This window comes from Kamptonema formosum PCC 6407 (assembly GCF_000332155.1).
In the GTDB taxonomy this organism is placed as follows: Bacteria; Cyanobacteriota; Cyanobacteriia; order Cyanobacteriales; family Microcoleaceae; genus Kamptonema; species Kamptonema formosum.
Genome location: NZ_KB235904.1, coordinates 639391 through 662302 on the forward strand (window position 1 = coordinate 639391; position 22912 = coordinate 662302).

25 protein-coding genes and 2 pseudogenes are annotated in these 22912 nt (G+C 41.0%); 14 read left to right on the forward strand and 13 right to left on the reverse strand.

Features of this window, described 5'->3' with window-relative positions; genetic code table 11:
- Positions 1-304: 304 nt before the first annotated feature.
- Positions 305-1546 carry a DUF6602 domain-containing protein gene (locus OSCIL6407_RS0119715; protein ID WP_007354506.1) on the reverse strand — a complete coding sequence of 414 codons (1242 nt, stop codon included), beginning with the start codon at positions 1544-1546 and terminating at the stop codon, positions 305-307.
- 161 nt (positions 1547-1707) lie between these two features.
- On the opposite strand from OSCIL6407_RS0119715, the gene OSCIL6407_RS38355 reads away from it, so the two are divergent.
- Positions 1708-2061, forward strand: coding sequence for an NACHT C-terminal alpha/beta 1 domain-containing protein (locus OSCIL6407_RS38355; protein ID WP_407635896.1), 354 nt, complete (start codon positions 1708-1710; stop codon positions 2059-2061).
- Positions 2062-2079: 18 nt separating this feature from the next.
- Here the strand turns inward: OSCIL6407_RS38355 and OSCIL6407_RS0119730 are convergent, their stop codons facing one another.
- The 3 genes from OSCIL6407_RS0119730 to OSCIL6407_RS0119740 are packed head-to-tail and all read right to left on the reverse strand — an operon-like array spanning position 2080 to position 2848.
- Positions 2080-2373: a type II toxin-antitoxin system RelE/ParE family toxin gene (locus tag OSCIL6407_RS0119730; RefSeq protein WP_324603621.1), complete on the reverse strand. Its 294-nt coding sequence runs from the start codon at positions 2371-2373 to the stop codon at positions 2080-2082.
- Positions 2342-2581, reverse strand: coding sequence for a hypothetical protein (locus OSCIL6407_RS0119735; protein ID WP_007354503.1), 240 nt, complete (start codon positions 2579-2581; stop codon positions 2342-2344). The genes OSCIL6407_RS0119730 and OSCIL6407_RS0119735 overlap by 32 nt, the downstream gene beginning before the upstream one ends.
- A 57-nt stretch (positions 2582-2638) precedes the next feature.
- Complete coding sequence (locus OSCIL6407_RS0119740) at positions 2639-2848, reverse strand: hypothetical protein (protein WP_007354502.1); 210 nt, start codon at positions 2846-2848, stop codon at positions 2639-2641.
- 74 nt (positions 2849-2922) lie between these two features.
- On the opposite strand from OSCIL6407_RS0119740, the pseudogene OSCIL6407_RS38360 reads away from it, so the two are divergent.
- The 3 genes and pseudogenes from OSCIL6407_RS38360 to OSCIL6407_RS0119750 form a co-directional block, all read left to right on the forward strand.
- Positions 2923-3051, forward strand: a pseudogene (locus tag OSCIL6407_RS38360) (NACHT C-terminal alpha/beta 1 domain-containing protein); the annotation flags it as partial.
- Positions 3052-3079: 28 nt separating this feature from the next.
- On the forward strand, positions 3080-3367 hold the full coding sequence (locus tag OSCIL6407_RS0119745) for a type II toxin-antitoxin system TacA family antitoxin (protein WP_007354501.1): 288 nt from the start codon (positions 3080-3082) through the stop codon (positions 3365-3367).
- Complete coding sequence (locus OSCIL6407_RS0119750) at positions 3368-3874, forward strand: GNAT family N-acetyltransferase (RefSeq protein WP_007354500.1); 507 nt, start codon at positions 3368-3370, stop codon at positions 3872-3874.
- Between the two features lie 160 nt (positions 3875-4034).
- Here OSCIL6407_RS0119750 and OSCIL6407_RS0119755 read toward each other — a convergent pair whose 3' ends face one another.
- Positions 4035-5663, reverse strand: coding sequence for a cation:proton antiporter (locus OSCIL6407_RS0119755; RefSeq protein WP_324603622.1), 1629 nt, complete (start codon positions 5661-5663; stop codon positions 4035-4037).
- Positions 5664-5881: 218 nt separating this feature from the next.
- The gene (locus OSCIL6407_RS0119760; RefSeq protein ID WP_007354498.1) at positions 5882-6574 is read right to left on the reverse strand and encodes a potassium channel family protein; all 693 of its coding nucleotides are present in this window, start codon (positions 6572-6574) and stop codon (positions 5882-5884) included.
- Positions 6575-6706: 132 nt separating this feature from the next.
- On the opposite strand from OSCIL6407_RS0119760, the gene OSCIL6407_RS0119765 reads away from it, so the two are divergent.
- Complete coding sequence (locus tag OSCIL6407_RS0119765; protein ID WP_007354497.1) at positions 6707-7255, forward strand: DUF3124 domain-containing protein; 549 nt, start codon at positions 6707-6709, stop codon at positions 7253-7255.
- Between the two features lie 111 nt (positions 7256-7366).
- Here the strand turns inward: OSCIL6407_RS0119765 and OSCIL6407_RS35485 are convergent, their stop codons facing one another.
- Complete coding sequence (locus OSCIL6407_RS35485; protein ID WP_155523411.1) at positions 7367-7528, reverse strand: hypothetical protein; 162 nt, start codon at positions 7526-7528, stop codon at positions 7367-7369.
- Between the two features lie 154 nt (positions 7529-7682).
- On the opposite strand from OSCIL6407_RS35485, the gene OSCIL6407_RS0119770 reads away from it, so the two are divergent.
- From OSCIL6407_RS0119770 to OSCIL6407_RS0119790, 5 genes and pseudogenes are all read left to right on the forward strand, one after another.
- Positions 7683-8048, forward strand: coding sequence for a hypothetical protein (locus tag OSCIL6407_RS0119770; protein ID WP_007354496.1), 366 nt, complete (start codon positions 7683-7685; stop codon positions 8046-8048).
- Between the two features lie 37 nt (positions 8049-8085).
- Entirely contained in the window at positions 8086-8241 is a 156-nt protein-coding gene (locus OSCIL6407_RS35490) for a hypothetical protein (RefSeq protein WP_155523412.1), read from the forward strand.
- Between the two features lie 137 nt (positions 8242-8378).
- The gene (locus OSCIL6407_RS0119775) at positions 8379-9038 is read left to right on the forward strand and encodes a tetratricopeptide repeat protein (RefSeq protein ID WP_007354494.1); all 660 of its coding nucleotides are present in this window, start codon (positions 8379-8381) and stop codon (positions 9036-9038) included.
- A gap of 20 nt (positions 9039-9058) precedes the next feature.
- A complete protein-coding gene (gene gntK, locus OSCIL6407_RS0119780; protein ID WP_019487580.1) occupies positions 9059-10612 on the forward strand; it encodes a gluconokinase in 1554 nt (517 codons plus the stop codon).
- Positions 10613-11158: 546 nt separating this feature from the next.
- Positions 11159-11876 (forward strand): annotated as a pseudogene (locus tag OSCIL6407_RS0119790) (transposase domain-containing protein).
- 354 nt (positions 11877-12230) lie between these two features.
- Here the strand turns inward: OSCIL6407_RS0119790 and OSCIL6407_RS0119805 are convergent.
- A complete protein-coding gene (locus OSCIL6407_RS0119805) occupies positions 12231-13013 on the reverse strand; it encodes an ABC transporter permease (protein ID WP_007357122.1) in 783 nt (260 codons plus the stop codon).
- 291 nt (positions 13014-13304) lie between these two features.
- On the opposite strand from OSCIL6407_RS0119805, the gene OSCIL6407_RS0119810 reads away from it, so the two are divergent.
- Together OSCIL6407_RS0119810 and OSCIL6407_RS0119815 are read left to right on the forward strand one after the other, a co-directional pair.
- Positions 13305-14414, forward strand: coding sequence for a vWA domain-containing protein (locus OSCIL6407_RS0119810; RefSeq protein WP_007357123.1), 1110 nt, complete (start codon positions 13305-13307; stop codon positions 14412-14414).
- 186 nt (positions 14415-14600) lie between these two features.
- The gene (locus OSCIL6407_RS0119815; protein WP_234708786.1) at positions 14601-14975 is read left to right on the forward strand and encodes a hypothetical protein; all 375 of its coding nucleotides are present in this window, start codon (positions 14601-14603) and stop codon (positions 14973-14975) included.
- Positions 14976-15022: 47 nt separating this feature from the next.
- Here the strand turns inward: OSCIL6407_RS0119815 and nrtS are convergent, their stop codons facing one another.
- The gene (gene nrtS, locus OSCIL6407_RS32815) at positions 15023-15256 is read right to left on the reverse strand and encodes a nitrate/nitrite transporter NrtS (protein WP_007357125.1); all 234 of its coding nucleotides are present in this window, start codon (positions 15254-15256) and stop codon (positions 15023-15025) included.
- 216 nt (positions 15257-15472) lie between these two features.
- Complete coding sequence (locus OSCIL6407_RS0119825) at positions 15473-16675, reverse strand: argininosuccinate synthase (RefSeq protein ID WP_007357126.1); 1203 nt, start codon at positions 16673-16675, stop codon at positions 15473-15475.
- A gap of 160 nt (positions 16676-16835) precedes the next feature.
- Between OSCIL6407_RS0119825 and OSCIL6407_RS0119830 the strand changes: the two genes are divergently transcribed.
- Entirely contained in the window at positions 16836-17768 is a 933-nt protein-coding gene (locus tag OSCIL6407_RS0119830) for a glycosyltransferase family 2 protein (RefSeq protein WP_026103789.1), read from the forward strand.
- Positions 17769-18124: 356 nt separating this feature from the next.
- Here the strand turns inward: OSCIL6407_RS0119830 and OSCIL6407_RS0119835 are convergent, their stop codons facing one another.
- The 3 genes from OSCIL6407_RS0119835 to gyrB all read right to left on the reverse strand — a co-directional run bounded on the left by OSCIL6407_RS0119835 (position 18125) and on the right by gyrB (position 22256).
- Positions 18125-18946 carry a Uma2 family endonuclease gene (locus OSCIL6407_RS0119835; RefSeq protein ID WP_007354555.1) on the reverse strand — a complete coding sequence of 274 codons (822 nt, stop codon included), beginning with the start codon at positions 18944-18946 and terminating at the stop codon, positions 18125-18127.
- A 180-nt stretch (positions 18947-19126) separates the two neighbouring features.
- Positions 19127-19843, reverse strand: coding sequence for a biliverdin-producing heme oxygenase (locus OSCIL6407_RS0119840; RefSeq protein ID WP_007354554.1), 717 nt, complete (start codon positions 19841-19843; stop codon positions 19127-19129).
- Positions 19844-20315: 472 nt separating this feature from the next.
- Positions 20316-22256, reverse strand: coding sequence for a DNA topoisomerase (ATP-hydrolyzing) subunit B (gyrB, locus tag OSCIL6407_RS0119845; RefSeq protein WP_007354553.1), 1941 nt, complete (start codon positions 22254-22256; stop codon positions 20316-20318).
- 388 nt (positions 22257-22644) lie between these two features.
- On the opposite strand from gyrB, the gene OSCIL6407_RS0119855 reads away from it, so the two are divergent.
- The gene (locus OSCIL6407_RS0119855) at positions 22645-22911 is read left to right on the forward strand and encodes a BrnA antitoxin family protein (protein WP_007354552.1); all 267 of its coding nucleotides are present in this window, start codon (positions 22645-22647) and stop codon (positions 22909-22911) included.
- Position 22912: the final 1 nt, after the last annotated feature.

A 22912-nucleotide genomic window follows, 5' to 3' on the forward strand; every position in this document is an offset into this window, starting at 1 on the left:
TAACTTGATGAATTACTGCGGCTGACTATCTAGCACTGCTTTCCGTTATATCCGACAATCGATCAAGTTATTTATTTTTCAGTCCTTAGTCATTAGCCATTAGCAACTTGAGTAATTTTAGGAATCCTATCTGATTGGTAAGTAGCGATCGCATTTCTGATGAAGTGCTAATCGTGTGCTTGTGTGGAGCTGGTTCTGAATTACTTTTTTCCTGGGCATCGCATCCAAAAAGAATTATAATACAGTTTAGCAACCTAATATTAGACTGCGCTATAATTGTGTCATTGGAAAATACTAGAGAAACTCACGTTTCAAAATACAAGGTTGCTGGATAATTACATTTAGGACACTCAGAAATAAGCTTGTCTCTAAAACTGTAGTATTTAGGTATTATGCAAATCTTTCTGTCAATTAATAAAGAATAACATTGTAAACCAATAGAGTTAGGCAAAGTCAAAATATCAACTAAACGCAGTTTGTCAGGATTGTATAAATAAACTTGATCAGACTGATCTCCATCTGGTGAAGACAAGTTATTAGAACCAAAAGCAGCCTCAAAAAGATGCAACATATCAGTAGGTTCAGAGCTAGAACATATATCTATAATTTTATTGATGGTTTCATTAGAAATTTTACGCAGGTATGTTCCATGTTCGTGGCATTGCCCAATCTCTTCTATTTCACCATAAGTAAAGCAATAAGCTTTTTCACCTGTTGTGAAAGGAAGTCTTACGTATTGGTATAGATCTAGCTCTTCAACAGTACAACTTTTTAATAAATCTATTAGATAAAGATAAAATTTAAGAAGAGTATTGCTTGTGTCAGGAATTCCTATAACATCTGGCTTGGAAATGCCCCTTAAATCACTATTCCTGAAACAATGGTTTCTCACACCATATGGTAATGTTCCCTCTTCACAAGGCAATATTAATCCTTGATTTAAAACAACAATAAAATTTGTCCATACTGATGAGGTATTTTTGCACATAAAGTCTTTAACCGTTTCAGCTAAAGTCGTCCATTTCAAGCTGCAATCATATGCAAATAATATTCCGAAACGATTGTCAGAACCCTCAAGTTTTTTAAATGAAGCTATATTATTTAATCCTTCGTTTATATCATCTCGAGAGCTCAATCTTGACTTTACCTGTATAACGCCATAAACACTTTCAATTGCTAAAAATGAAAGACTTGAATAGCTAAGTAACATAGGACTATTAAGAGAGTCATAGATTGCTATGTCAATTTGGTTGCTTGGATGTCCAGTTTGAGTGACAATACGAACACTTGACTTGGAAACACCGTATTTCAAAGGAAGGTATCCTGTAGAGGATAGAAATTCTCTTAAAATCGCTTCTCGAATATCGCCCAGATCTGCTGGCTGCTTTCTGTGGGGTGATGATCTCTCATATTTTTTGAGAAGTTCATCTTGAATGAAAGTAAACTCTCTCTCCAGTCCTTGAAATTCAGTGGATTTTTCTCGAAACTCTCTAGCCTTTGATTTTAACTCTGAAATTGACTTGTGGATAGGGTCTGGCTCTTTCATTTTATGAGTATTTTTTGATTTTGATATCAGTTTATTTCCAGAAAATATCGCATATTTGTACCTTTGGTCAAGATATACTCAAAAAGTTAGGATTTTGCAGTATTTCATAGATTAAGCGTTCTAGTACCCATTATAGTCCTAAATTATCGTTACATAGCGTCATCCACAGCAGCAAATTCGATAACCCCGATAACCCCGCCACCGATATCTACCTGCAACTCGTCAAAAAACACCACTGCCCCAAATCCACAGAAGGTACACCCCGCACCCTCACCGATCTCAAAATCTACTGGCAACTCCTAGACTGGGATAAACACCCCATCCTCATGTTCTACGAAGAGGCGAAACCCCAAGGTTTTAGCCAAACTTTTCTCGATTTTCTCGATCGCTTCGACGCTACAATCTGCGTTATTACCGACTCACCCCATCCCACCATTCCCACCTTCTCACCCCAAGACCCGCACCTGATTCAAGCTATTATTACTTGGCTACAACGGACTATTTTAGAAATCTAATTTATAAAGGTTTTCCCATTAATAAACCTCATCATGGGAGCCAACATCAACTAAAACAATCAGAGATTCTTCTGACTCCTCATCTTGAGCAAATGTGAATATAATACGACAATCATAAGCGACTGAACAAGACCATAAACCCTCCAAAGAACCTGTTAATTTATGAGATTTTAAAGAGGGAGTAAGAGGATCGAGACTTAACAAATTAAGCACATTAATAATCCTGTCTCTCATTTCAGGATTCTTCTTTATAAGTTTTCGGAAAGCCCGTTTAAAGCTATTATCCCAAACTATCTTCATCGTCTTTATCATCCCATAAATCAGCAATTAAATCATTCACACTTCCTTTTTTTGCTGTTCCTTGTTTTAAAGACTCCAAAGTAGCTTTAGCATTGGCAGCAATCTCTAAACGTCGCTTTTCAATTCTTCTTTTTTTGATTAGCTCAAACAAATAGTCTTGATCGTCAAGAGAGAGTTTCTCAACAGAATCTATAATTTCTTGAAAAGATATAATGCTCATATTTTTTATCCTTTTAGTAGGCGCGTTTGAAAGCAGAACTAAAACTAACTTCCACTATTATTCCTCGATCATTTTTCTCAGTTCGTTAATATTAGAGGAAAACTTCAGTTCACCTTTTTGGTGTTCGACCTGCGCTAAATTAAAGTTATCATATATCTCATCACCGCGTTCTTCACGGATGTATTGGTTTAATAACATTTGAATCTCCTGCTTTTCATCGGTAGAAAGACCTTTAATTACCTCGACTACATCATTAAAGGTCATCATTTACCAACCCTCACGGTATCGAGCTACTTTTAATCATGCCATAGCAACGCCCCAACTCACCGAACCCAACTTCCACGCCTTCCCTCCAACTCCTCTGCATCGACGGCAGCAAATTCGATAACCCCCATAACCCCGCCGCCGACATCTACCTACAATTGGCTGCAACGCACTATTTTAGAAATTTAAAAGAAAATTTCCAGTAAAATAGGAATAACTAAGTTGGAGTCGTTTATGTCCCTCTCATCCCCTTCTCAAACCACTACTATTGAGATCGTACTTCCTCAAGACCGCAAAACAATACTTGAAAAAGCGGCAACTCTCGAAGGTCTGAGTTTAAGTGAATATCTCCTCAAGATTGCTACCGAGATTGCCGAACAATCTCTCCTGAAAACAGAATCAATTACTCTCTCAGAGAAAGACTGGGAAATTGTCACTTCTGCAATTAACAATCCTCCCGAACTCAATTCGGCTCTAAAAACTGCTATTAACCGTTATAAACAAGAAAATTTAGAAAAATAAATGGAATGGATTATTTGCTCAATTGAAGACAATCGGGCGATTAGAGATAATTTTGATTGCGGCATACCCGAATTAAACGAATATCTGCAAAAATACGCCAAGCAAAACCACAAAAAAGGTATGGCTAAAACTTGGGTAGCTATTCCTAAGTCTGGAGAAGGCGAGGTCGTCGGTTATTACTCAATTAGCATGGCTGAATTAAAACGAGAATCCCTCCCAACTCAATTGACTAAAGGATTACCCCGTTATCCTATTCCAGTCATGCGAATCGGTAAATTAGCCGTAACCCAAGCCATGCAAGGAAAACGCTTAGGAGAAACTTTATTGGTTGATGCTTTTGCTAAACTTATTCATTTATCAGCAGATATCGGAGTATTTGGTGTAACAGTTGATGCCTTAAACGAGTCAGCCAAAGCATTTTATCTGAAATATGGATTTATTCCTTTAGAAGAAGATGAATTTTCGCTTTTTATTGCCCTAACAAAAATCAGAGAAGAATTGACATAGAATTTCAGCTAACCCTCCAACTCTTCTGCATCAACACTAATACTAAAGCACCTAAACACAGCGCGGCATTAGAAAATTTTCGACCCAGTGAAACAGAAATTCTCTGCGTTTCATCACAAGATTTAGCAGAAATTTACTCCTATAGAATTGATACCGATCGTCAATCATCTTCTAGTATTAGCAATTGCTGATCCAGTTTTTTCAGCCGCTCATGTACAATTTCTTCCGAAAGAATTCGCTTGCGAATTGCTTCAGTAAGCGCTACTTTCTCAGCTAACAATAAACGCCGTCGAATCCCATCAATTTTCCCAGTCGATCCACGTTTTGGATCGAATTCATCTGGGCGACGATTGTAGATTTCCCGCAGTAATTTTTCCGCACCTGCTACTCGCACCTGATAACCTGAACGCATCTCTTCATAGACAGCTTTTGGTAACACTCCCGACTTCAACAAACTATCTAATTCATCCTGTGCTGCTTTAGATGTAATTAACTGAGCTTGTAATTCTTCTATCTGCCGCTTCGCCTCTGAAAATTTAGATAAATTTAACCGTTTTACTACCCAAGGTAAGCTCGATCCCTGACCAACTAATGATACCAAAACACAGCCGTAAATTAAAGCGATTAGACCTTCGCGGCCTGGTAATGTCGTAGGTAAACTTAAGGCTAAAGCCATTGATAATGAGCCTTTGATATTACCTAAAAAAAGTAAATGTTGCCAGGGTAAAGGAATTGGACGATCTATCCAACTAATTCCTGCTAAAAGTGGATATACTGAGAGAATTCGACCAGCTTGAAAAGCACAAATAGCAATTAAAACAGCAGGTAAAGCGTTCAATAGTGTAATCAGGTTTATTTCTACACCAATTAGTAGAAAAATAAAAGTATTGACACTAAAACTGGCATATTCCCAGAAACTTAATAAGGTAATACGGGCAGAAGCGGAAGGGGTGCGAGAAAGTCCTAGATTCCCAAAAATTAATCCAGCTACAACTACAGCGACAGCACCCGAAACACCTAGAGATTGTCCTACCTGAAAAGTGCCTAATGCAACTGCAACTGTCAATAATAAGCTGCTGAGAGGATCGTCTAAACGTTCAAATACAGGTATGCTTAAATAGCCCAAGATTAACCCAACAAAGATTCCTCCTAAAGATATAAATAGGAGGTCTTTTACTCCCTCTAAAAAGGTCAGCGAACCAGTTGAATATACTTTTAAAATCAGGTTGAATAAAACTAGGCCGGTGGCATCATTAAATAAGGTTTCTCCTTCAACAATGGTAGAAAGCCTTGAGGGTACAGGTATATTTTTAAAGACGGCAATCATGGAGACGGTATCTGTGTTTGCCAGGACTACTCCTAGAAGTAAAGCGGGTATCCAAGTCAGTCCCAGGCTAAATTTTAAGATAATCCCGATAATAGCAGAAGAAAGTATGCTTCCAGGCACAGCTAAGAGAGCAATTGGTTTAAATGTGCTACGGAGACGACTTATATCTGTATTGATACCGGCTTCAAAGATTAAAATTGGGAGGAAAAGATTTAACACTAGGGAAGGATCTAGTCCAGTGTGACGGGGGAGCAAATCTGTCACTGCGAAACCGGCTAATACTAAACCGGTGACGTAGGGAATACGAAACCGCCGCGTTATTAGGGCAACGCCTGTAGCACCCAAGAGCAAAATAATCAGAACTATGACTAATTCTGCAACGTTTTCTTGACTATTATTAACTGCGGGATCAAGGTTTCCTAAGAGTAGTTTCTCCCAAGACCACTGCATTACTTGTATCACGTCAAATTAGCTCCAAATGCTTAGTTAGTTTATAGATTAGGTCTGTTATGACTTAGGTATCGTAACGCAAATATCAAGGTCTGAGATTGCTTCGCTTCACTCGCAATGACAGAAGATTATAAAGGTATGAAATTGCTTCGTTTCACTCGCAATGACATGAGAACGTATTGATTGCGTAAATCCTACTTTTTAAGCCTTCTTCCATAAGTCCTATTTGATTAATCTTTGCATATTGATTCCAAAATTCCTAGAAATTTGAGCATCTGGCGGACTAATCCTGGTTTGGTAACAACGAGAATGGTTGATTCTTGTTCTAAGACAGTTTGACCATTAGGAATCATTAGCGGTTCGTGGGGATGAGGTTGATAGCCAATAATTAAAGAGCCAGCCGGAAAGCGTGGGTCTTGGGCGATTTCGGCAACTGTCTTAGCTGCTGCGTAACAATTGCCGGGAATGGAGAGTTTTAAAACTTCGATTTGCCCTTGTTCAAAGTGCATCATTGATTCAATTTCGGGATATTCTATTGCGTTTGCCATTGATGCTACAGCTAGATCGATTGTACTGATAACGTGGTTTGCTCCGGCAATTCGATAGGGTTCTGCGAAATCAGAATCGATGATGCGGGTGACGATATGGGGAACTTTGTAGTGCTTGGCAAGGGTGACTAGGGCTAAGTTTAAGGCATCGCTGCTGAGGGTGGCAACTACTGAGCCTGCTCTGCGAATTCCTGCTTCGATTAGTACTGTGGTGCTGACGGCGCTGCCTTCAAAGGCCATAACTCCTACTTTCTCGCGAGCATATTGGCAGACGGAGGAGTTGATATCGACTACTGCGACAGTATGTCCCATTTCTAATAACTGTTGCGCTAAACGTAGTCCTAAAATTCCCGCACCGCCTACTAAAACGTACATAGTTAGCCTCTTAGAGAATAATTCTTAATGGTACATCAGATATGCTCGCTTTAGAATTAAGATACAATATTTGAAGGCTATAGTTACAATTTGCACGGGCAGCGATCGCGTTTAGATATCTCCTGAATTTCTATGAAGATATTATCTTTAATATTTCTGCTATTGACGCTATTTATTATAGGCTGTAGTTCGGTTGGATGGCGGCAGTTTCCTCAGCCGAGAGGGGAAAATATTAATAACGCCGAGCAAGTTAGTTTAAAAAAAGTTGTTTTAGAGCGAAATTTTAAGGGTAAAATGGGGCAGACAATATATGTGCCTATTTATTCTCATATTTATTATGAAAATCCCGAAAAAAGTTTGGATCTGGCGGCAACTTTGAGTATTCGTAATACAGATTTAACTAATCCTATAATTGTTACTTCAGTACGGTACTATAATAGCGCTGGTAATTTGTTAAAAGAATATTTGGAGCAGGCGGTGGAATTAGATCGTCTAGCTTCGCTAGATTTTGTTGTTAATAGAACGGATAGAAATGGAGGGGCGGGAGCTAATTTTATTGTTGAGTGGTTGAGCGTAACCACTGTTTCTGAGCCGATTGTTGAGGCGGTGATGATTAGTGCTGTAGGAAATCAAAGTATTTCTTTTATTAGTCGCGGGAAATTGATTAAAAATTATCCTTAAATGGCTAATGGCTAATTGCTAATGGCTAATGGCTAATTGCTAATTGTTAATTGTTAACTGCTAATTGGGAAAAAGCCTTAGCGTCCCCAGTCTTCTTTTTCCTTCTACTTATCAAACTTCTGAAGGCGATCGCAACTGAAAGCCGAAAGTCAAAATTTTTGAAACAGGAATCGCAAAGATAGCATAAAACAAGGATTTTGACAAGAGGGGTTGTGCCATTTGTGATTGCGATCGCATTGAGTGGTAGCGGCCGTCACTTGGGTAAAATGTCAAAATCACCGCTCTGTAAGCTTTTCAAAAGTTGACAAATATTATATTCCGTGTACTTAGCTTGGTTAGGCTACAAAACTGTCAACTGTGGGGTAATGAAGCGGATAAAAGTAGTTTTGAGTAGTAGAAAGTAAATATTCATCTTTTGGAGGCGCTGATGTACTACTTACTCATCAATAACAAGAATCAAGAACTCAAAGAGCTATTTCCCGAAGGGATTCCTAGCTTTGGCCCCACTCCTGACGACTTCATCGAGATTTATGACGAGCTGAGCTATGAGCTAATTGATATACAGCCAGCATTTCGAGTCAATGTCAAAGGGTTGACAACTCAGCAAGAGCTAAGATTATTTAATCTCTACGCTGCAAATGCAGATGACCCCCAGATGATCGTTGATTCCTTCCAGTTGTTAGAGCATGGCTGGGTGACGATTCCGGTGGAGGAAGTGGAATCAGTGCTGTGGCGCGAAGGGGAGAGGGTTTTTGCTTTTGGCGGCGACTTGAGTGCTGCGATCGCCAATTAAGGCCAACCTATCTCTATTTTCTTACCTCTTGAGAGCGATGAAACCTAAAAAAATCCTTAAAAAAGTTATTGACGCAACTCTGGCGTGGGTTTGGGAGGGTGCTATCCCATCTAGAGTAGCGATCGATCGCGAATTTAGCCTCTGTATCGCAGACCTCATCTGTAGTTGTGACTGCGATCGTACACATCAGTAACAGCTCATCACTTAGTTTAAATCGATGCCGTCACTCATTAGCCTCGAAATAATCACATTCCTCCGAGTGCGGCTATCACTTATGCTTCTGGAGAAAGGCGAGATGATAAGACTATCGAGTTAAGCGCCTCTTGTCTTATGTCTACTGTCCCCATTCTTCCCAGCACCCTCACTGTCACAGCTCTTTTCAACTCTATCAATATTTTAGGTCTTCGTTTTGTCAAGACCAAAAAATTGCCCGCTCAAAAAGCCAATCCTCAAACAACCGTAACTTCTAATAAAACTGATAGAAGCTTTTATCTTCAGGGTGTCAAAAAACTTGCCAAACAAGACTTTGGAGGGGCCATAGAAAATTTCAACATGGCTCTAAATATTAATCCCGATTCCGCTTACGCTTACAACGATCGAGGCGTGGCTCGCTACAATTTGGGTGATAAATACTCAGCTTTACAAGATTTAAATATGGCAATCAAGCTCAATTCCAAAAATGCTAAATTTTACAGTAATCGGGGATTTATTCGCAGTCGCATGGGAGACGAAGCCGGAGCTCTAGTTGATTACAGTTTAGCACTAGCCATTAATCCTAAATGTGGTAAATCTTACTTGAATCGCGGGATTATTCACTACAACTCTGGGAACAAAAAGGAAGCACTAGCAGATTTTAACTCTGCGATCGAGCTAAATCCCCATCAAGCTCAAGCTTACTACAACAGAGCTGTTACTCGTTCAAATTTAGGTGATAGTAATGGTGCAATCCATGATTTAATGAAATCAGCTCAATGTCGAGGTTCTTTGTAATTTGTGATTAGTTTTTTACCATGAATATTCATGGCTATGCGATCGGAGTAGATATCGGCACTACCAGCACTAAAGCTGTTCTGTTTACAGAAAAAGGCGAGCAGGTTGGTCAATATTTCATCGAGTATCCCTTGTCTACACCCGCGACGGGAGTAGCAGAACAAGATCCAGAAGAGATTTTTGCAGCCGTTGTTAAATCAGTAAACTCAGTAGTAAAAAATAGCGCGATCAATCCGGCTGAAATTTTGTGTTTGTCCTTTAGTGCAGCAATGCACAGCTTGATTGCGATTGATAACAATAATAAGTTGCTTACTAAGAGTATTACTTGGGCCGATAACCGCAGTGCTAAACAGGCTATTTTACTCAAACAACAGGAAAAAGGACGCGCTCTTTACCGCCGCACAGGAATGCCAATTCATGCGATGTCTCCTTTGGTAAAATTAATTTGGCTTCGCAACGAACAACCAGAATTATTTAATAAATCTGCTAAGTTTATTTCGATTAAAGAATACGTTTTTTATCGATTATTTCAACAATATATAGTAGATTATTCCATAGCTTCGGCAACGGGGTTAATGAATTTACAAGCATTAGCTTGGGACAAAGAAGCACTGGAAATAGCAGGAATTACTGAACAGCATTTATCGCAATTAGTCCCGACTACGCATATAGTTCCAGATATTAACCCAGCTATTGCTGCTGAGATGGGAATTCCTGCAAATACGCCTATCGTTGTCGGTGCTAGCGATGGCGCATTATCTAACTTAAGTGTCGGGGCAATTTCACCGGGAATCGTAGCGGTGACACTAGGAACTAGCGGGGCAATTCGTGCTGTTATCGATCGACCTCAGACAGATCCAAAAGAGCGATTGTTCTGCTATGCTTTGACTGAAAACTATTGGGTAATTGGCGGTGCTGTTAATAGCAGCGGGATAATTTTGCGCTGGATTCGCGATAATTTAGGAGCAAATGAGGTCGCGATCGCCCAACAGGAAGGTCAAGACCCTTATGACTTATTAATTAATCTAGCACAAACTGTACCTCCCGGAGCGGAAGGTTTGATTTTTCATCCTTATTTAGCAGGAGAGCGATCGCCGCTTTGGAATGCTAACGCCAGCGGTTCTTTTGTCGGGATGACTCTGCGGCATACAAGAGCCCATTTAATTCGAGCAATGTTGGAAGGAATCGTTTTTAATTTATACTTAGTTGCAGGCGCTTTACAAGAGGAAATTGGCGAATTTAAAACGGTTAAGGCAACGGGAGGGTTGATGAAAAATAACTTTTTTCGGCAACTTTTGGCTGATGTTTTTCAGTGCGAGATTAACGTACTAGATAGTTATGAAAGTGGCAGTCTGGGAGCAGCAGTTTTAGGACTTTACGCACTAGGTAAAATTTCTGACTTAAATGCTGTTTACCAGATGCTCGGACAAAGTTCGCAATACCGACCAATTCCCAAAAATGTGAAGGTTTATCAGAAAATTATCCCTGTTTATACTCGCATTTTGCAGCAATTGCAAGGGGAATACGATCGCCTTGCGGTAATGGCAACACAATTGAGTGATAAATCAATTTAATTGGTAATTGGTAATTGGTAATTGGTAATGGCTAATGGCTAATGGCTAATTGCTAATTGCTAATGGCTAATGGCTAATTGCTAATTGCTAATGGCTAATGGCTAATTGCTAATTGCTAATGGCTAATGGCTAATGGCTAATTGCTAATTGCTAATTGCTAATTGCTAATTGCTACCTTCCCCATGTTCCCTATCTTCCCTCAACTCTACCTCCTGCCTCCTGCTATATCTCTCTTCATTAAGAAAAATTAAAATAGGGAACTGCTGAGTTTGGGAAGCAGTCAGCAATAAAAATGTCATATTTTCGGCATTTTCCCTATTGAATAAGGATATCTTTCCTTTGAACAATAAATCGCGGCATTGCCTAAGTCAGAAATGGTTATATCCCAATACGGTTCACTTAAGGCTGAAAAAGTGGTAAACTAGGTATTATGTACAAAAAAGGAAATCAAGGACAGTGCATTTTAAAAAATTATTATTAGAATCTCCTAAGCTCAAAAGTAAGGAGATATTCAAAGCTATAGAGGTAGCAATTCCATCAACAGCAATAGAAGCGGCGATTCTCAAAACAAACGTTAAGGAAAAACGGCATCGCGGGCTACCATCACAACTGGTAGTATGTCTAATAATAGCAATGAGCCTGTGGTCAAAAGACTCAATGCGGGATGTGTTAAAAAATCTAATGGATGGTCTTAATGAAGTATGGTTAAAAACTGGTAAATATTGGAAAGTCCCATGTAAAGCAGCTATTACTCAAGCCCGACAAAGATTAGGAGCAGGAGTAATGACACAGTTATTTCATCAGTTGGTAAAACCAATGGCTACGGTTGAAACAGTAGGAGCTTTTCTCAATGGATTGAGAATTATAGCGATAGATGGAACCTGCTTAGACATCCCAGACAGTGATGAAAATGCCAGAGTTTTTGGCCGTCCAGGGAGTCGTCCAGGTACAAGAGCTGCATTTCCAAAAGCAAGATTAGTCATTTTAGTAGAAGCAGGAACACATTTAATATTCGATAGATGAACTTAAAGTACATCTCTTAGAGCGAAAAATTCATATTCGTTCTCAAAGACCGAAGGAAGTAGTGCAAGAAATTTATGGTCTATTATTAGGACATTGGGCGGTGCGGTCATTAATTTGTCAAGCAGCTTGGGGTGCAGAGATTTCACCATTACGTCTATCTTTTACGGGAACATTACGAGTTATTCGTCGTGCACTCCCAAAATTTCAGCGATTAGAACCACAAGAACTTCCCTTTTTTTAAGTTGGTTAACTTTGGAGATACTTGACCAAAGTTTACCGGAAAGGGTGCAGAGAAATAACCCTAGAGTAGTGAAAAAGCCTGTTTCAAAATTCATCTCCAAAAAAGTTCAACATAGAGATACTGGAATAAAAATGAATCCTCCTATTTTTACTATTTTAAGCACGGCCTAGTCTTAAGTGAACCGTATTGGCTTATATTACTCTACGCGATCGCCCTGAAGATTGGCAAGAGGAACTTGAAGAAAGAGAAGCTTGGGATATCACTTTAGAGGATGGTTTAGAATGACCTTAGCAAAATCATCACGAGGTGATATATCAGCGGGTTTGTTAAAGAATTGTCCCGATTAATCCTTCATTAACTAGAAGCACTCGTATAAAAACGTAAGGCAAATCGCCAGAAGAGACAAGAGGCTAAAAAAAGTGCGATCGCTAAAACTCCCGCCCCAAAAATCCATAATATTTCTCCTCTACCGAGTAGAGTTTCTGCGGGAACAGTAGTTAGAAAAGCCACAGGTACAACGAAGGTAAAAAAGAAACGGTAAGCTGCGGGATAAGCCGCCATCGGATATCTACCTGCTTCTAACAAACCTCTAAGAACTTCAGTAACATTATAGATTTTAACAAACCAAATAGTCATCGACCCTAACATAAACCACAAACTATAAAGGCTAATCATGCCAAATGCCAAGGGTATGATACTCAAAATACAATTGATCGGCCCTATTCCTAGTTTGTTGGCTGAGTAGACTAATACCACAATTCCAAATACTAAATCCGGTATTCCCCAAGGGGAAACTGTGCGTGCGGATAGCCAAAACTGGGAACTAATTGGTTTGAGAAGTACAAAATCAAGAGTCCCTTGTTGAACTTGATCGACAATGCGGTTAAGGTTGGGTACAAGGAAGATGGCGGAAAAGCCTTGGAGGATGGTAAATATACCGAGCACGACTAGGGCTTCTTCCCATTTCCAGCCCGCGAAGGTGTAGCCAGTGCGATAGAAGAGAAACAGTCCAAATAGGCTACCAGCAAGGTTTCCAACGCTACTGAGTGCAGCTAAGAGGAAGTTAATGCGATACTCTAGTTCCGCTGCGATCGCGGTACTCCAAAATAATATAATTACGTGAAGATATCTTTGCATATTTTAATGAGTATAAAGATGCTCTTGTCAATTGATAAATAGTTACAGATAATTTGTAGCGCCGCCCTCTGGGTGGTAAAGTCACCGCCCAGAGGGCGGCGTTACGGAACAAGCCTTTAAGCCATATTATACCGCAGCATCAACTACGTATAGGTGTTACTACCAGTAGCTAGCGCGATCGCAAACATCATTTTTACTTATTGTTACATTTATGGTAACGGAAAAACTCATCGGCTAAATTTAAGCTAGATTTGCCGACAATACTGTTTGATAGATGAAACCCGAAAACCTATGCAGAAACTAACTCGAATTTTATTCTCTACCACGCTTACCTTGAGTCTGTTATGTTTCCCCAGCCAAGCCTTTGCCAAAGCTAAAATTCAGATGGCTATTCTCCTAGATTCTAGTAATAGCATGGATGGACTGATTGAGCAAACTCGCACGCAAATTTGGCAAGTTGTTAATGCCTTAACTAAAGTAACTAAAGATGGCGAAGTGCCAGAGTTAGAAGTTGCACTCTATCATTATGGTAATGACAATTTACCTTCCCAAGAAGGTTTTGTCAGACTGCTAACTGGCTTTACTCCCGAATTAGATTTAGTATCCGAAAAGCTATTCAGCATCAAAACTAACGGCGGTCAAGAATATGCTGGTTGGGTAATCCGTTCCGCTCTTAAAGAATTAAACTGGAGTAAAGATCCAGCAGATTTTCGCGTTGTTTTTATTGCGGGTAACGAACCCTTCGATCAAGGCCCGATTCCTTGGCGAGAATCTGTTACTCTTGCTACTGGGGAAAATGTTTTAGTTAACACTATCTATTGTGGTTCAGCAGAAAGTCAAGAGCGACAACTTTGGGCTTCAGGAGCTATTTTAGCACAAGGTAGTCACTTCAATATTAACCAAGACAGAAAGATTGAAGTTATCAAGTCTCCTTACGATGACCAAATTACTAAGTTGAACGATCAACTCAATCAAACCTACATTCCCTATGGTAGAGAAGGAGCAGTTGGTCAACAACGTCAGGCGATGGAAGATAGTAACGCTGGTGAAAATTTAGCACTCCGTAGTAGCTCAAAAGTTTCTGACTATTATAGCAATGCTTCTTGGGATTTAATTGATGCTCTCGATCGAGGAATTGTCACTCTTGAGCGATTATCAAATGATGCTTTACCGCCAGTGATGCGGGGTATGACTTTAGGACAAAAGCGCGAGTATGTAGCGGCCAAGAAAGCTGAAAGAGAGAGAATTCAAGCTAGTATTCGTGACTTATCTCGACAACGTGAGGAATATGTTGCTAAACAACGTCAAGTTAATCCTAATGGGGGAGATAATACTCTTGATTATGTAATTATTCAAAGTCTCCGTCAACAATTAGCAGCTAAAGGATTTAAGCTTCAGTAGCATTTATTATTGGGCGATTAAAATCGCATCTACACAAACAAAGTCCGCCTACGCGGACTAAAGAATTAGGAATTTTGTTGAGGAATTTTTCCTGATTTATCTTGACATCAGGAAAAAATTGTTTAAGCTAGTATTAGTTCAATACTTGGCAGGAATTTCATGCTGAAAACATCTCAGGTTAAGCCTATGAATGGATTCAAATTCTCGCTGATTTGTGTGACAACTTTTGGGTTATTAACTCCCTCACTCTCACTCGCAGCTAGCGCTGCGAATCAGCCTATCCAAGTTGCACAAGTCGAAGGTTGTCCCAGGGCTTCAGTGGTAGAATCTTACGAAACTAATAACTTTTTTGTGTACATTTGTGAGACAGGAGATGGTTCCTTCTTTTACCGAGGCGTAGGAAAAGATGGTAGCCAAGTCAATGTAATGAATGTCACAAGTGGGGATGACGGGACTTACTACGCAACCAACAATGATGTCACCTACTCAATTAATCGCTATCGGTTACAGGTGATACAGAACGATCGGGTCATTTTAAATGAATCTGTAATCGGCAATTAGAAGTTATTGCCAAACAGCTTGTAGAGTCTTTAATTACTAGGTGCATCTCATTTTTTTCGTGAGTTACTGATATATTGACCGTGTATATTAACTAGATAAGGCATACAATATGTCAGCAACACAGATATCCAGCGATCGCTGGTCATTTGTCCTCGAAACAAAGCATAACCGTGATTAATTATTAATAGAATTGTACCAATAAATAAGGCAACTTTCAATGCTGTAGGTGCAAGTTGAGGATTAAATAAACTGATAAAATATCCCTTGATAAATTTCTTCATTACTTTTATAGCCGAAGGGAGAAATTGATATCTTTTACCCATATCAAGATAGGAATTGTCGCCGGGTGGGGGCGGGTTTTTCAGCCTTTGCTAAACATGATAAAGCTTTTGGCGAACCCGCCCCTACAAGATTTTGGTAATGGTACAAGATGTTAATTGAAACCGACTTTCACTTAATGCCAGGGAATTGATTCCCTGGCAAATTCGTGCTACAATTTAGCTTCTACCCTTTTGCGACCAAACGCGAGTAGGTAATCCCCAAACATAGATAAAGCCTTCAGCAGCTTTGTGATCGAATTGGTCATCCGATCCGTAAGTTGCTAAGTCGAAACTATAGAGAGAATTCTCAGATTTCCGCCCGACAACTGTGGCATTCCCTTTAAAAAGTTTAACGCGAACGACACCAGTTACTCGTTCTTGTGTCTTCAAAACAAAGGCATCTAAAGCAGCTTTCAGCGGGCTATACCACTGACCATTATAAATGATTTGGCTGTAGGTTTCTTCAATGCCACGCTTATAATGAGTGACATCTGCGGTTAAGGTCAAACTCTCTAAATCTCGGTGTGCTTGAATTAAAACAGAAAGCGCTGGTGTTTCGTAAATTTCGCGAGATTTAATTCCAATTAGGCGATTTTCTACCATGTCAATGCGGCCGACACCGTGATTACCAACAATTTGATTTAATTGTTGAACTAAAGCAACTGGTGAGACAGCGTTACCGTTAAGAGTGACAGGAATGCCTTTTTCAAATCCGATTTCAATATATTCGGGTTCGTTAGGTGTATCTGCGATCGCCTTCGTCATTAAATAAATATCTTCCGGCGGTTCTTCCCAAGGATCTTCGAGGATTCCGGCTTCGATCGCCATCCCTAATAAGTTACGATCCAGGCTATAAGGTGAAGACTTTTTCACAGGGGAAGGGATGCCAAATTTTTCGCCGTAAGCGATGGTTTCCTCGCGGCTCATCTTCCATTCCCGCGCTGGTGCTAGAATTTTGATGTTAGGATTGAGTGCGCCGATAGATACGTCAAATCGTACCTGATCGTTGCCTTTACCAGTACAACCGTGCGCGATCGCATCCGCACCATATTTTTCCGCAGCATCTACCAACATCTTAGCAATTAGCGGACGAGCTAGGGCTGTGGAAAGGGGATAGCGATTCTCATAAAGGGCGTTAGCTTGAATGGCGGGAAAGGCGCAATCTTTGACAAAACTCTCTGTCCCATCGATGACAAGGGATATCGACGCGCCTGATGCTAAGGCTTTTTTACGGATGGGTTCTAATTCGTCTCCTTGTCCCAAATCCGCCGCCAGAGTGATTACTTCTTCGACACCCCACTCGTTTTTGAGGTAAGGAATGCAGACGGAGGTATCAACTCCGCCAGAATATGCTAGTACAACTTTGGTAGCACGACCCATTGGTATTTACGTCCTGAAAATAACAGACGTTTTATTATGTACCTAATTTCACCCTTATCTTGTTAGCGATCGCACAGATTTATGCTTGTTGCCAATATTTGCTTGTTCGGGGTGACTGCGGATAGGATACTGGAGATGTATGTCGCGATGGGAGAGAGCCGTGTTTTTCAGTGTAGTGATTCCGACGTATAATCGTAAACCGATTTTGCAGAAGTGTCTTTTAGCCTTAGAATGCCAGAATTTCGGGGATATTGTCAGCGGCTATGAGGCGATCGTAGTGGATGATGGTTCTACGGATGGTACGCTGGAATGGTTAGCGGCTAATGCAGACAAGTTACCTCATGTGCGAGCGCTTTCCCAAAGTCATCAAGGCCCAGCAGCAGCTAGGAATTTGGGAGTTGAGCAAGCTCAGGGCGATACAATTATTTTTATTGATAGCGATTTAGTAGTAACCGAGCATTTTCTACAAGCTCATGCAGAGGCTTTGATTGAAGGTTATAAGGAAAGCGATCTGGCTTTTACTTACGGTAGCGTCATTAATACCTGCAACTTTGAGAATCCTACGGCTGAACCTTACAAGATTACGGATTTTTCTGCCGCTTACTTTGCGACTGGAAATGTCGCGATCGCGCGTCACTGGCTAATAGAAGCTGGCTTATTTGATACCCGCTTTCAACTTTACGGATGGGAAGATTTAGAGTTAGGTGTCCGTCTGAAAAAATTAGGTTTAAAACTGATTAAATGTCCCGCTGCTATGGGATATCATTGGCATCCACCTTTTGCTTTAGACCAAATTCCATCGATGATCGATCGCGAAATTCAACGGGGAAGAATGGGGGTTTTGTTTTATCAAAAACATCCCACTTGGGAAGTGCGGATGATGATTCAAATGACGTGGTTACATCGCGTACTTTGGGGTATCCTTTCTCTGGGTGGGAGTCTGAATGAGAAGACAATGGCTGGTTTTTTGCAATGGCTAATCGCTCAAGGTAAGTCGCAGTTAGCATTAGAAATTGCCCGGATATTTCTCAATTGGTATAATGTCAAAGCCGTGTATGCTGCATATACTGAATTGTCAATGGTTAACCGTTAACTGTGTAGAAGGAAGAATGAAGAATGCTTATATAGCTAGGTTTTAGCCATCCGGTTCTTACGTTTAATTAGACATCTCACAAAAAGCCCCGTTCCACAAGGTTTATTGGAGATGTCTATTAGGTGGATTTAAGTAAATCCACCTAATCAAACATAAGATCGGGATGGCTAAAAAGCTGACTGTATAAACATTCTTCCTTCTCTCCTATAGCAATCCTAAATCATTTGTGAATTTCTTACTCCCTCCCCTTAGCAAGGGGAGGGTTGGGGTGGGGTAAAAAATTTACGATTCATTTAGGATTGCTATAGATAACTAAATCCTTCTTCCTTCTTCCTTATACTTACTTGCGCGACAGCTTATTCACTCAATCGATCGGGATTAATCCCTTGAGAACGTAAATACTGAGCTAAACGTTCCGCCCTTTGGTGTTCCTGTTCCGCCCTTTGACGTTCCTGTTCCGCCCTTTGACGTTCCTGTTCCGCCCTTTGGTGTTCCTGTTCCGCCCTTTGACGTTCAATTTCAATTTGTTCTACTGCCCAAGGTAGCAAATTCCCAGATTCATCCCACCAACGCAACCAATAACTCGTATGTTCTTCCTTTTTCCCTCGCCATGTTCCTAAAAATAATCCCATTTCAGGCATCCAATGGCGACCATTTTCCTGCGGTATTTCTAATTCATACCGCTCTCCTTGTAGGCGATAAACTTCTAAAAGTCCCGCGTCTGGCTCAAAAATTATATATGTTTTAACTTTCAGAACTTGTTCGTAAAAAAACCATTTTCCCGGCGGATATGTGCGCTTTACTGAATACTCACCGCCATCAGTTTCTGAGAGAAATTCCATCACAATTTCCGGGACTTCTCCTTCTAAGTTTGATGTATAACTCCTCCGGGATTTTGCTTGTGCAAGTGGCTCAACTGAAGGAATATACACCCAATCTGGGGCTTTAATTACTAACTGTTCATCAATGGTGGCACAGAGTCCAAAATTGGAGGCGATTAACATTTCTGGCTTGATAAAACCAATTAGTTCTAGGGTTTCTCGTAAAGCACCAGCAATCAAGGGTTGACCAGTATTTTCCACAGGTTCCTCTTCTAATTTATAATCGTCTGGTAGTTTTTCCCAGGTGATTTTGATTGGGGCTGTTCTGAATTGGGTGGGGGATTGTGTCATCACCATTGTTTTTGCTCTCCTATGTTATCGAGAGAAATAGAATCTAGCGATCTCTGAGTAATTATAATGCAAAAATTATAATGCAAAATCCCGGAGATTTGGTGACTGCTTCAAAGCCATCAAACCCCCAGGATTTTAAAACTATCTTCTCTAGAGAAGATTAAATTATCTCGAATCGATCGCTATCTACTCAGCAGTAACTAATTCTGTACTACCAGTACCACGCTTGCGGGTAAGCGTATTGTAGAGCATTTGACCGATCGCTTTCACTAAGCTGCCTTCCAATTCCATGAATAATTTCATGTTCATGCCAAAAGCTGCGTTTGCTTCATCGACAATGCGATCGCAAGTAGCATCATCCAAATCTAAACTATCCAGAGATTGACGGTAGTTATTTTTAAACGCCTTCTCATCTGGAATTCCAGGGAATTCGTAGAAATCAGTACCAACCCCATCCGACAGATTCATCGCCCGTACAGCAATTCCTTTGAGAATTTGACCGCCGGACAAATCGCCGATGTAGCGAGTGTAAGAGTGAGAAATTAATAATTCCGGTTCTGTTGCCGAAATTTCTCTAATTCTCTCAACGTAAGCTTTAGCAGCCTTCGATGGGGCTACCACATCGCGCCATTGAGGGCCGTAATAGTAGGCTAAATCGTTCTCTAGGCTTTGTTTGCGATTCAACTCAGGAAAGTAAATTTTGGAAACAACGGGATGATTGCGGTGGCGTTCGATTTCCTCTTCCATTGCTGAGTAAATGAAATAGAAGTTACCCACCAAAGGCCGGTATGAATTTTTTTCGACAACGCCTTTTAAAAAGCACTTGACAAAACCCACGTTTTCTGCCATCGTGTGGGCTTTTTTCGTTCCTTCACGTAATTTGGCTGCTAAGTTGATGGTCATAATCTAATATTTTTCTAGAGTTCAAGTTTTGTGTTTGCTGGTCAATTCACGAACCAGCTCAAAGTCACCTGAATTGCTAGCGTAAACTGATTTGATGAGAAATTTTATTACGATTTATATAGCTAGGGGAAGAAGGGGCTAGGGGCTAGGGGCTAGGGGCTAGGGGAAGAGGGTTAGAGGGTTAGAGAGTTAGAGGCTAGAGGGTTAGAGGGCTAGAGAGTTAGGGGAAGAGGGGGTATAGAATCAATGGTTTGGGCTATTTAGAGTGTCCTAACTGTCTTGGTGGTTGCTATAAAACTTAGGCAAAAAAGCCGGTTTCTGGGAAAAATTATCGATATATCCGAGAAATATTAGCAGAAACCGGGTTTTTGACCGCGCGTGTAAGTCTTGCTGGAGATTAGTCGTAAGGTGGGCGCTGCGACTTAACAAGCTTTCTCCTGGGATTGTCTAATCGCAGCGCCCACCCTACAAATTAAATATCCAAGTCGGTAAGGTTGAGTTTGGGGCCGTAGGTTTCGATGAATTCGCGGCGAGGTGCGACGCGATCGCCCATTAAAATTGTAAAGATACGGTCGGCCTCAGCAGCATCTTCAATTTCAACTCGTTTCAGCGTCCGACTTTCAGGGTTCATGGTAGTTTCCCACAACTGTTGTGGCATCATTTCACCTAAACCTTTGAACCGCTGAATGGTGTAGTTAGCATTAGCGGGGAATTCGTTGCGGATTAGGTTTTGGAGTTCGCGATCGCTGTAACAGTAGAAATGATTGCGTCCTCGTTCTACCTTATATAGTGGAGGGCAGGCAATGTAAATATAACCCTGATCGACAAGCGATCGCTGATAGCGGTAGAAGAAAGTCAACAATAACGTGCGGATATGGGCTCCATCTACGTCAGCATCAGTCATAATTACGATGTGGTGATACCGCAATTGAGAAGGATCGAATTCATCGCCTCTGATCCCTAATCCCAAGGCAGTAATTAGTGATTGAATTTCATTATTCTTGTAGATTTTGGCATCATCGGTTTTCTCAATATTGAGAATTTTCCCGCGCAAAGGTAGGATGGCTTGAAATTGGCGATCGCGTCCTTGTTTGGCACTACCACCGGCGGAGTCGCCTTCCACGAGATATATCTCTGATTTTGAAGGATCTCTGGAACTACAATCAGCCAATTTCCCTGGCAAAGGAGACGATTCTAGGACTGATTTTCGCCTTACTAAATCGCGGGCACGGCGGGCGGCTTCAGCAGCTTTAAAGGCTTGAATTGCCTTCTCTAAAATGGTGTCGGCAACTTGGGGGCGAAACTCCAAATATTCTGTTAATACTTCGCCTACCAAGGAATCGACAATTCCCCGAACTTCAGTATTACCTAACTTGGTTTTAGTTTGACCTTCAAATTCTGGGTCAGGTACTTTTACAGAAATAACGGCTGTCAAACCTTCCCGAATATTTTCACCGCCGAGATTAGGTTCGTTTTCTTTAATCTTATTGCGTTTGCGGGCGATCGCGTTCATTGTCCGCGTTAACACCGCCTTCAACCCTTCTAAGTGAGTACCGCCATCGATGGTACGGATGTTGTTTGCAAAGCCGAGAACGTTATCGCTGTAGGCATCAATACACCACTGCAAAGAAACTTCTACTTGTACATTATTGCGTTCCCCTTGAATGAAAATTACTTCTTCATGTAGGGGTTGCTTATCGCGGTTCATGTAAGCGATGTACTCTTTAATACCGCCTTCATAGCAGTAAGTTTCGATGTGGGGTTCGCTGCTTTTGAGCAATTCCAATCTGCGATCGCTAAACGTAATTTTAACGCCAGCATTCAGATAAGCTAATTCTCGCAACCGCCCGGAAAGAATGGTATAATCAAACTCAATGCCTGTACTAAATATCTGCGTATCAGGCAAGAAAGAAACTGATGTACCACTGCGATTTTCTTTACTCGGCTTGTCAACGAGGTCGGTGACGGGAATACCGCGCTCAAAACGTTGATTGTGTACCTTTTTATCGCGCCAAACAGTGACTTCCACCCACTCAGACAAGGCGTTGACAACGGAAATACCGACCCCGTGTAACCCTCCAGAAACTTTGTAGCCGCCGCCGCCAAACTTACCGCCGGCGTGCAACACTGTCATTACTGTTTCTATTCCCGATTTGCCCGTCTTGGCAACGATGCCGGTGGGAATACCGCGCCCGTCATCTGTTACAGTTACGGAACCATCGGCATTGATGTCAACTTCAATGTGAGTGCAGTGGCCAGCCAGCGCCTCGTCGATGGAGTTGTCCACAACCTCGTAAACTAGATGGTGTAGTCCTCGCGGGCCTGTTGTACCGATGTACATCCCCGGCCGTTTGCGGACTGCTTCGAGACCTTCGAGAACTTGAATTTGATCGGCGCTGTAACTGCTGGTCATACTAAATAGCTCCAATAATGGGGTATAAGCCCCTAAAGCTGCTCTTAAGCAAAAACTGTAAAAATTATAGCATAAAACGGTTAACGGCGCTGCTAGGGCATTCTCAAGATAAATTTATTGGGGGGATGCACTCCTGAAGGTTTGAGCTATCGCGCCTGTTGACATTTGGCGGTGGGACTGCTAGCAAGGTGAAGTTAGGGAGTGCGATCGCAGATCGTACACCAATGTTTCACTACTAGATAATAAATAGCGATCGATTAGGATAAAATAACTGGAGAAAATATTTTTAGTCTATACTAGAAATGCAGTTTGAGTGGGATGAGAACAAAGCTGAGTCTAATTGGCTTAAGCATAACATTAAAAGCGACAAAAACAGAGCGCAAGAGATATGAAGAAGGAATCTGACTTCCCGTTCGAGAGGGCAAGACGAGTCACACCAGAAGAAAGCCAGAAATTCAGATCGGCAATTTCTGAACAGTTTGGCATCAAGTTAAGAGAACGAGATTTACCCGCCAAAAATGAAGAAGAAAAGTATGAATTAATTTCGCTCAAACTTCACCCGAAAGTTCTAGCTTGGGCGATCGAAGAATCCAAAAAAAGAGGCATTGGCTATCAAACAGTGATTAATGAAGTCCTGTTAGAGCGAATTAGCTGAT

Bases quoted from the DNA above. Each gene is read 5' to 3' on its own strand.
- OSCIL6407_RS0119715 (WP_007354506.1), bottom strand. From the start codon at position 1,546: ATGAAAGAGCCAGACCCTATCCACAAGTCAATTTCAGAGTTAAAATCA.
- OSCIL6407_RS0119730 (WP_324603621.1), bottom strand. From the start codon at position 2,373: ATGATAAAGACGATGAAGATAGTTTGGGATAATAGCTTTAAACGGGCT.
- OSCIL6407_RS0119735 (WP_007354503.1), bottom strand. From the start codon at position 2,581: ATGAGCATTATATCTTTTCAAGAAATTATAGATTCTGTTGAGAAACTC.
- OSCIL6407_RS0119740 (WP_007354502.1), bottom strand. From the start codon at position 2,848: ATGATGACCTTTAATGATGTAGTCGAGGTAATTAAAGGTCTTTCTACC.
- OSCIL6407_RS0119745 (WP_007354501.1), top strand. From the start codon at position 3,080: ATGTCCCTCTCATCCCCTTCTCAAACCACTACTATTGAGATCGTACTT.
- OSCIL6407_RS0119750 (WP_007354500.1), top strand. From the start codon at position 3,368: ATGGAATGGATTATTTGCTCAATTGAAGACAATCGGGCGATTAGAGAT.
- OSCIL6407_RS0119760 (WP_007354498.1), bottom strand. From the start codon at position 6,574: ATGTACGTTTTAGTAGGCGGTGCGGGAATTTTAGGACTACGTTTAGCG.
- OSCIL6407_RS0119765 (WP_007354497.1), top strand. From the start codon at position 6,707: ATGAAGATATTATCTTTAATATTTCTGCTATTGACGCTATTTATTATA.
- OSCIL6407_RS0119770 (WP_007354496.1), top strand. From the start codon at position 7,683: ATGTACTACTTACTCATCAATAACAAGAATCAAGAACTCAAAGAGCTA.
- OSCIL6407_RS35490 (WP_155523412.1), top strand. From the start codon at position 8,086: ATGAAACCTAAAAAAATCCTTAAAAAAGTTATTGACGCAACTCTGGCG.
- OSCIL6407_RS0119775 (WP_007354494.1), top strand. From the start codon at position 8,379: ATGTCTACTGTCCCCATTCTTCCCAGCACCCTCACTGTCACAGCTCTT.
- gntK (WP_019487580.1), top strand. From the start codon at position 9,059: ATGAATATTCATGGCTATGCGATCGGAGTAGATATCGGCACTACCAGC.
- OSCIL6407_RS0119805 (WP_007357122.1), bottom strand. From the start codon at position 13,013: ATGCAAAGATATCTTCACGTAATTATATTATTTTGGAGTACCGCGATC.
- OSCIL6407_RS0119810 (WP_007357123.1), top strand. From the start codon at position 13,305: ATGCAGAAACTAACTCGAATTTTATTCTCTACCACGCTTACCTTGAGT.
- OSCIL6407_RS0119815 (WP_234708786.1), top strand. From the start codon at position 14,601: ATGAATGGATTCAAATTCTCGCTGATTTGTGTGACAACTTTTGGGTTA.
- nrtS (WP_007357125.1), bottom strand. From the start codon at position 15,256: ATGAAGAAATTTATCAAGGGATATTTTATCAGTTTATTTAATCCTCAA.
- OSCIL6407_RS0119825 (WP_007357126.1), bottom strand. From the start codon at position 16,675: ATGGGTCGTGCTACCAAAGTTGTACTAGCATATTCTGGCGGAGTTGAT.
- OSCIL6407_RS0119835 (WP_007354555.1), bottom strand. From the start codon at position 18,946: ATGGTGATGACACAATCCCCCACCCAATTCAGAACAGCCCCAATCAAA.
- OSCIL6407_RS0119840 (WP_007354554.1), bottom strand. From the start codon at position 19,843: ATGACCATCAACTTAGCAGCCAAATTACGTGAAGGAACGAAAAAAGCC.
- gyrB (WP_007354553.1), bottom strand. From the start codon at position 22,256: ATGACCAGCAGTTACAGCGCCGATCAAATTCAAGTTCTCGAAGGTCTC.
- OSCIL6407_RS0119855 (WP_007354552.1), top strand. From the start codon at position 22,645: ATGAAGAAGGAATCTGACTTCCCGTTCGAGAGGGCAAGACGAGTCACA.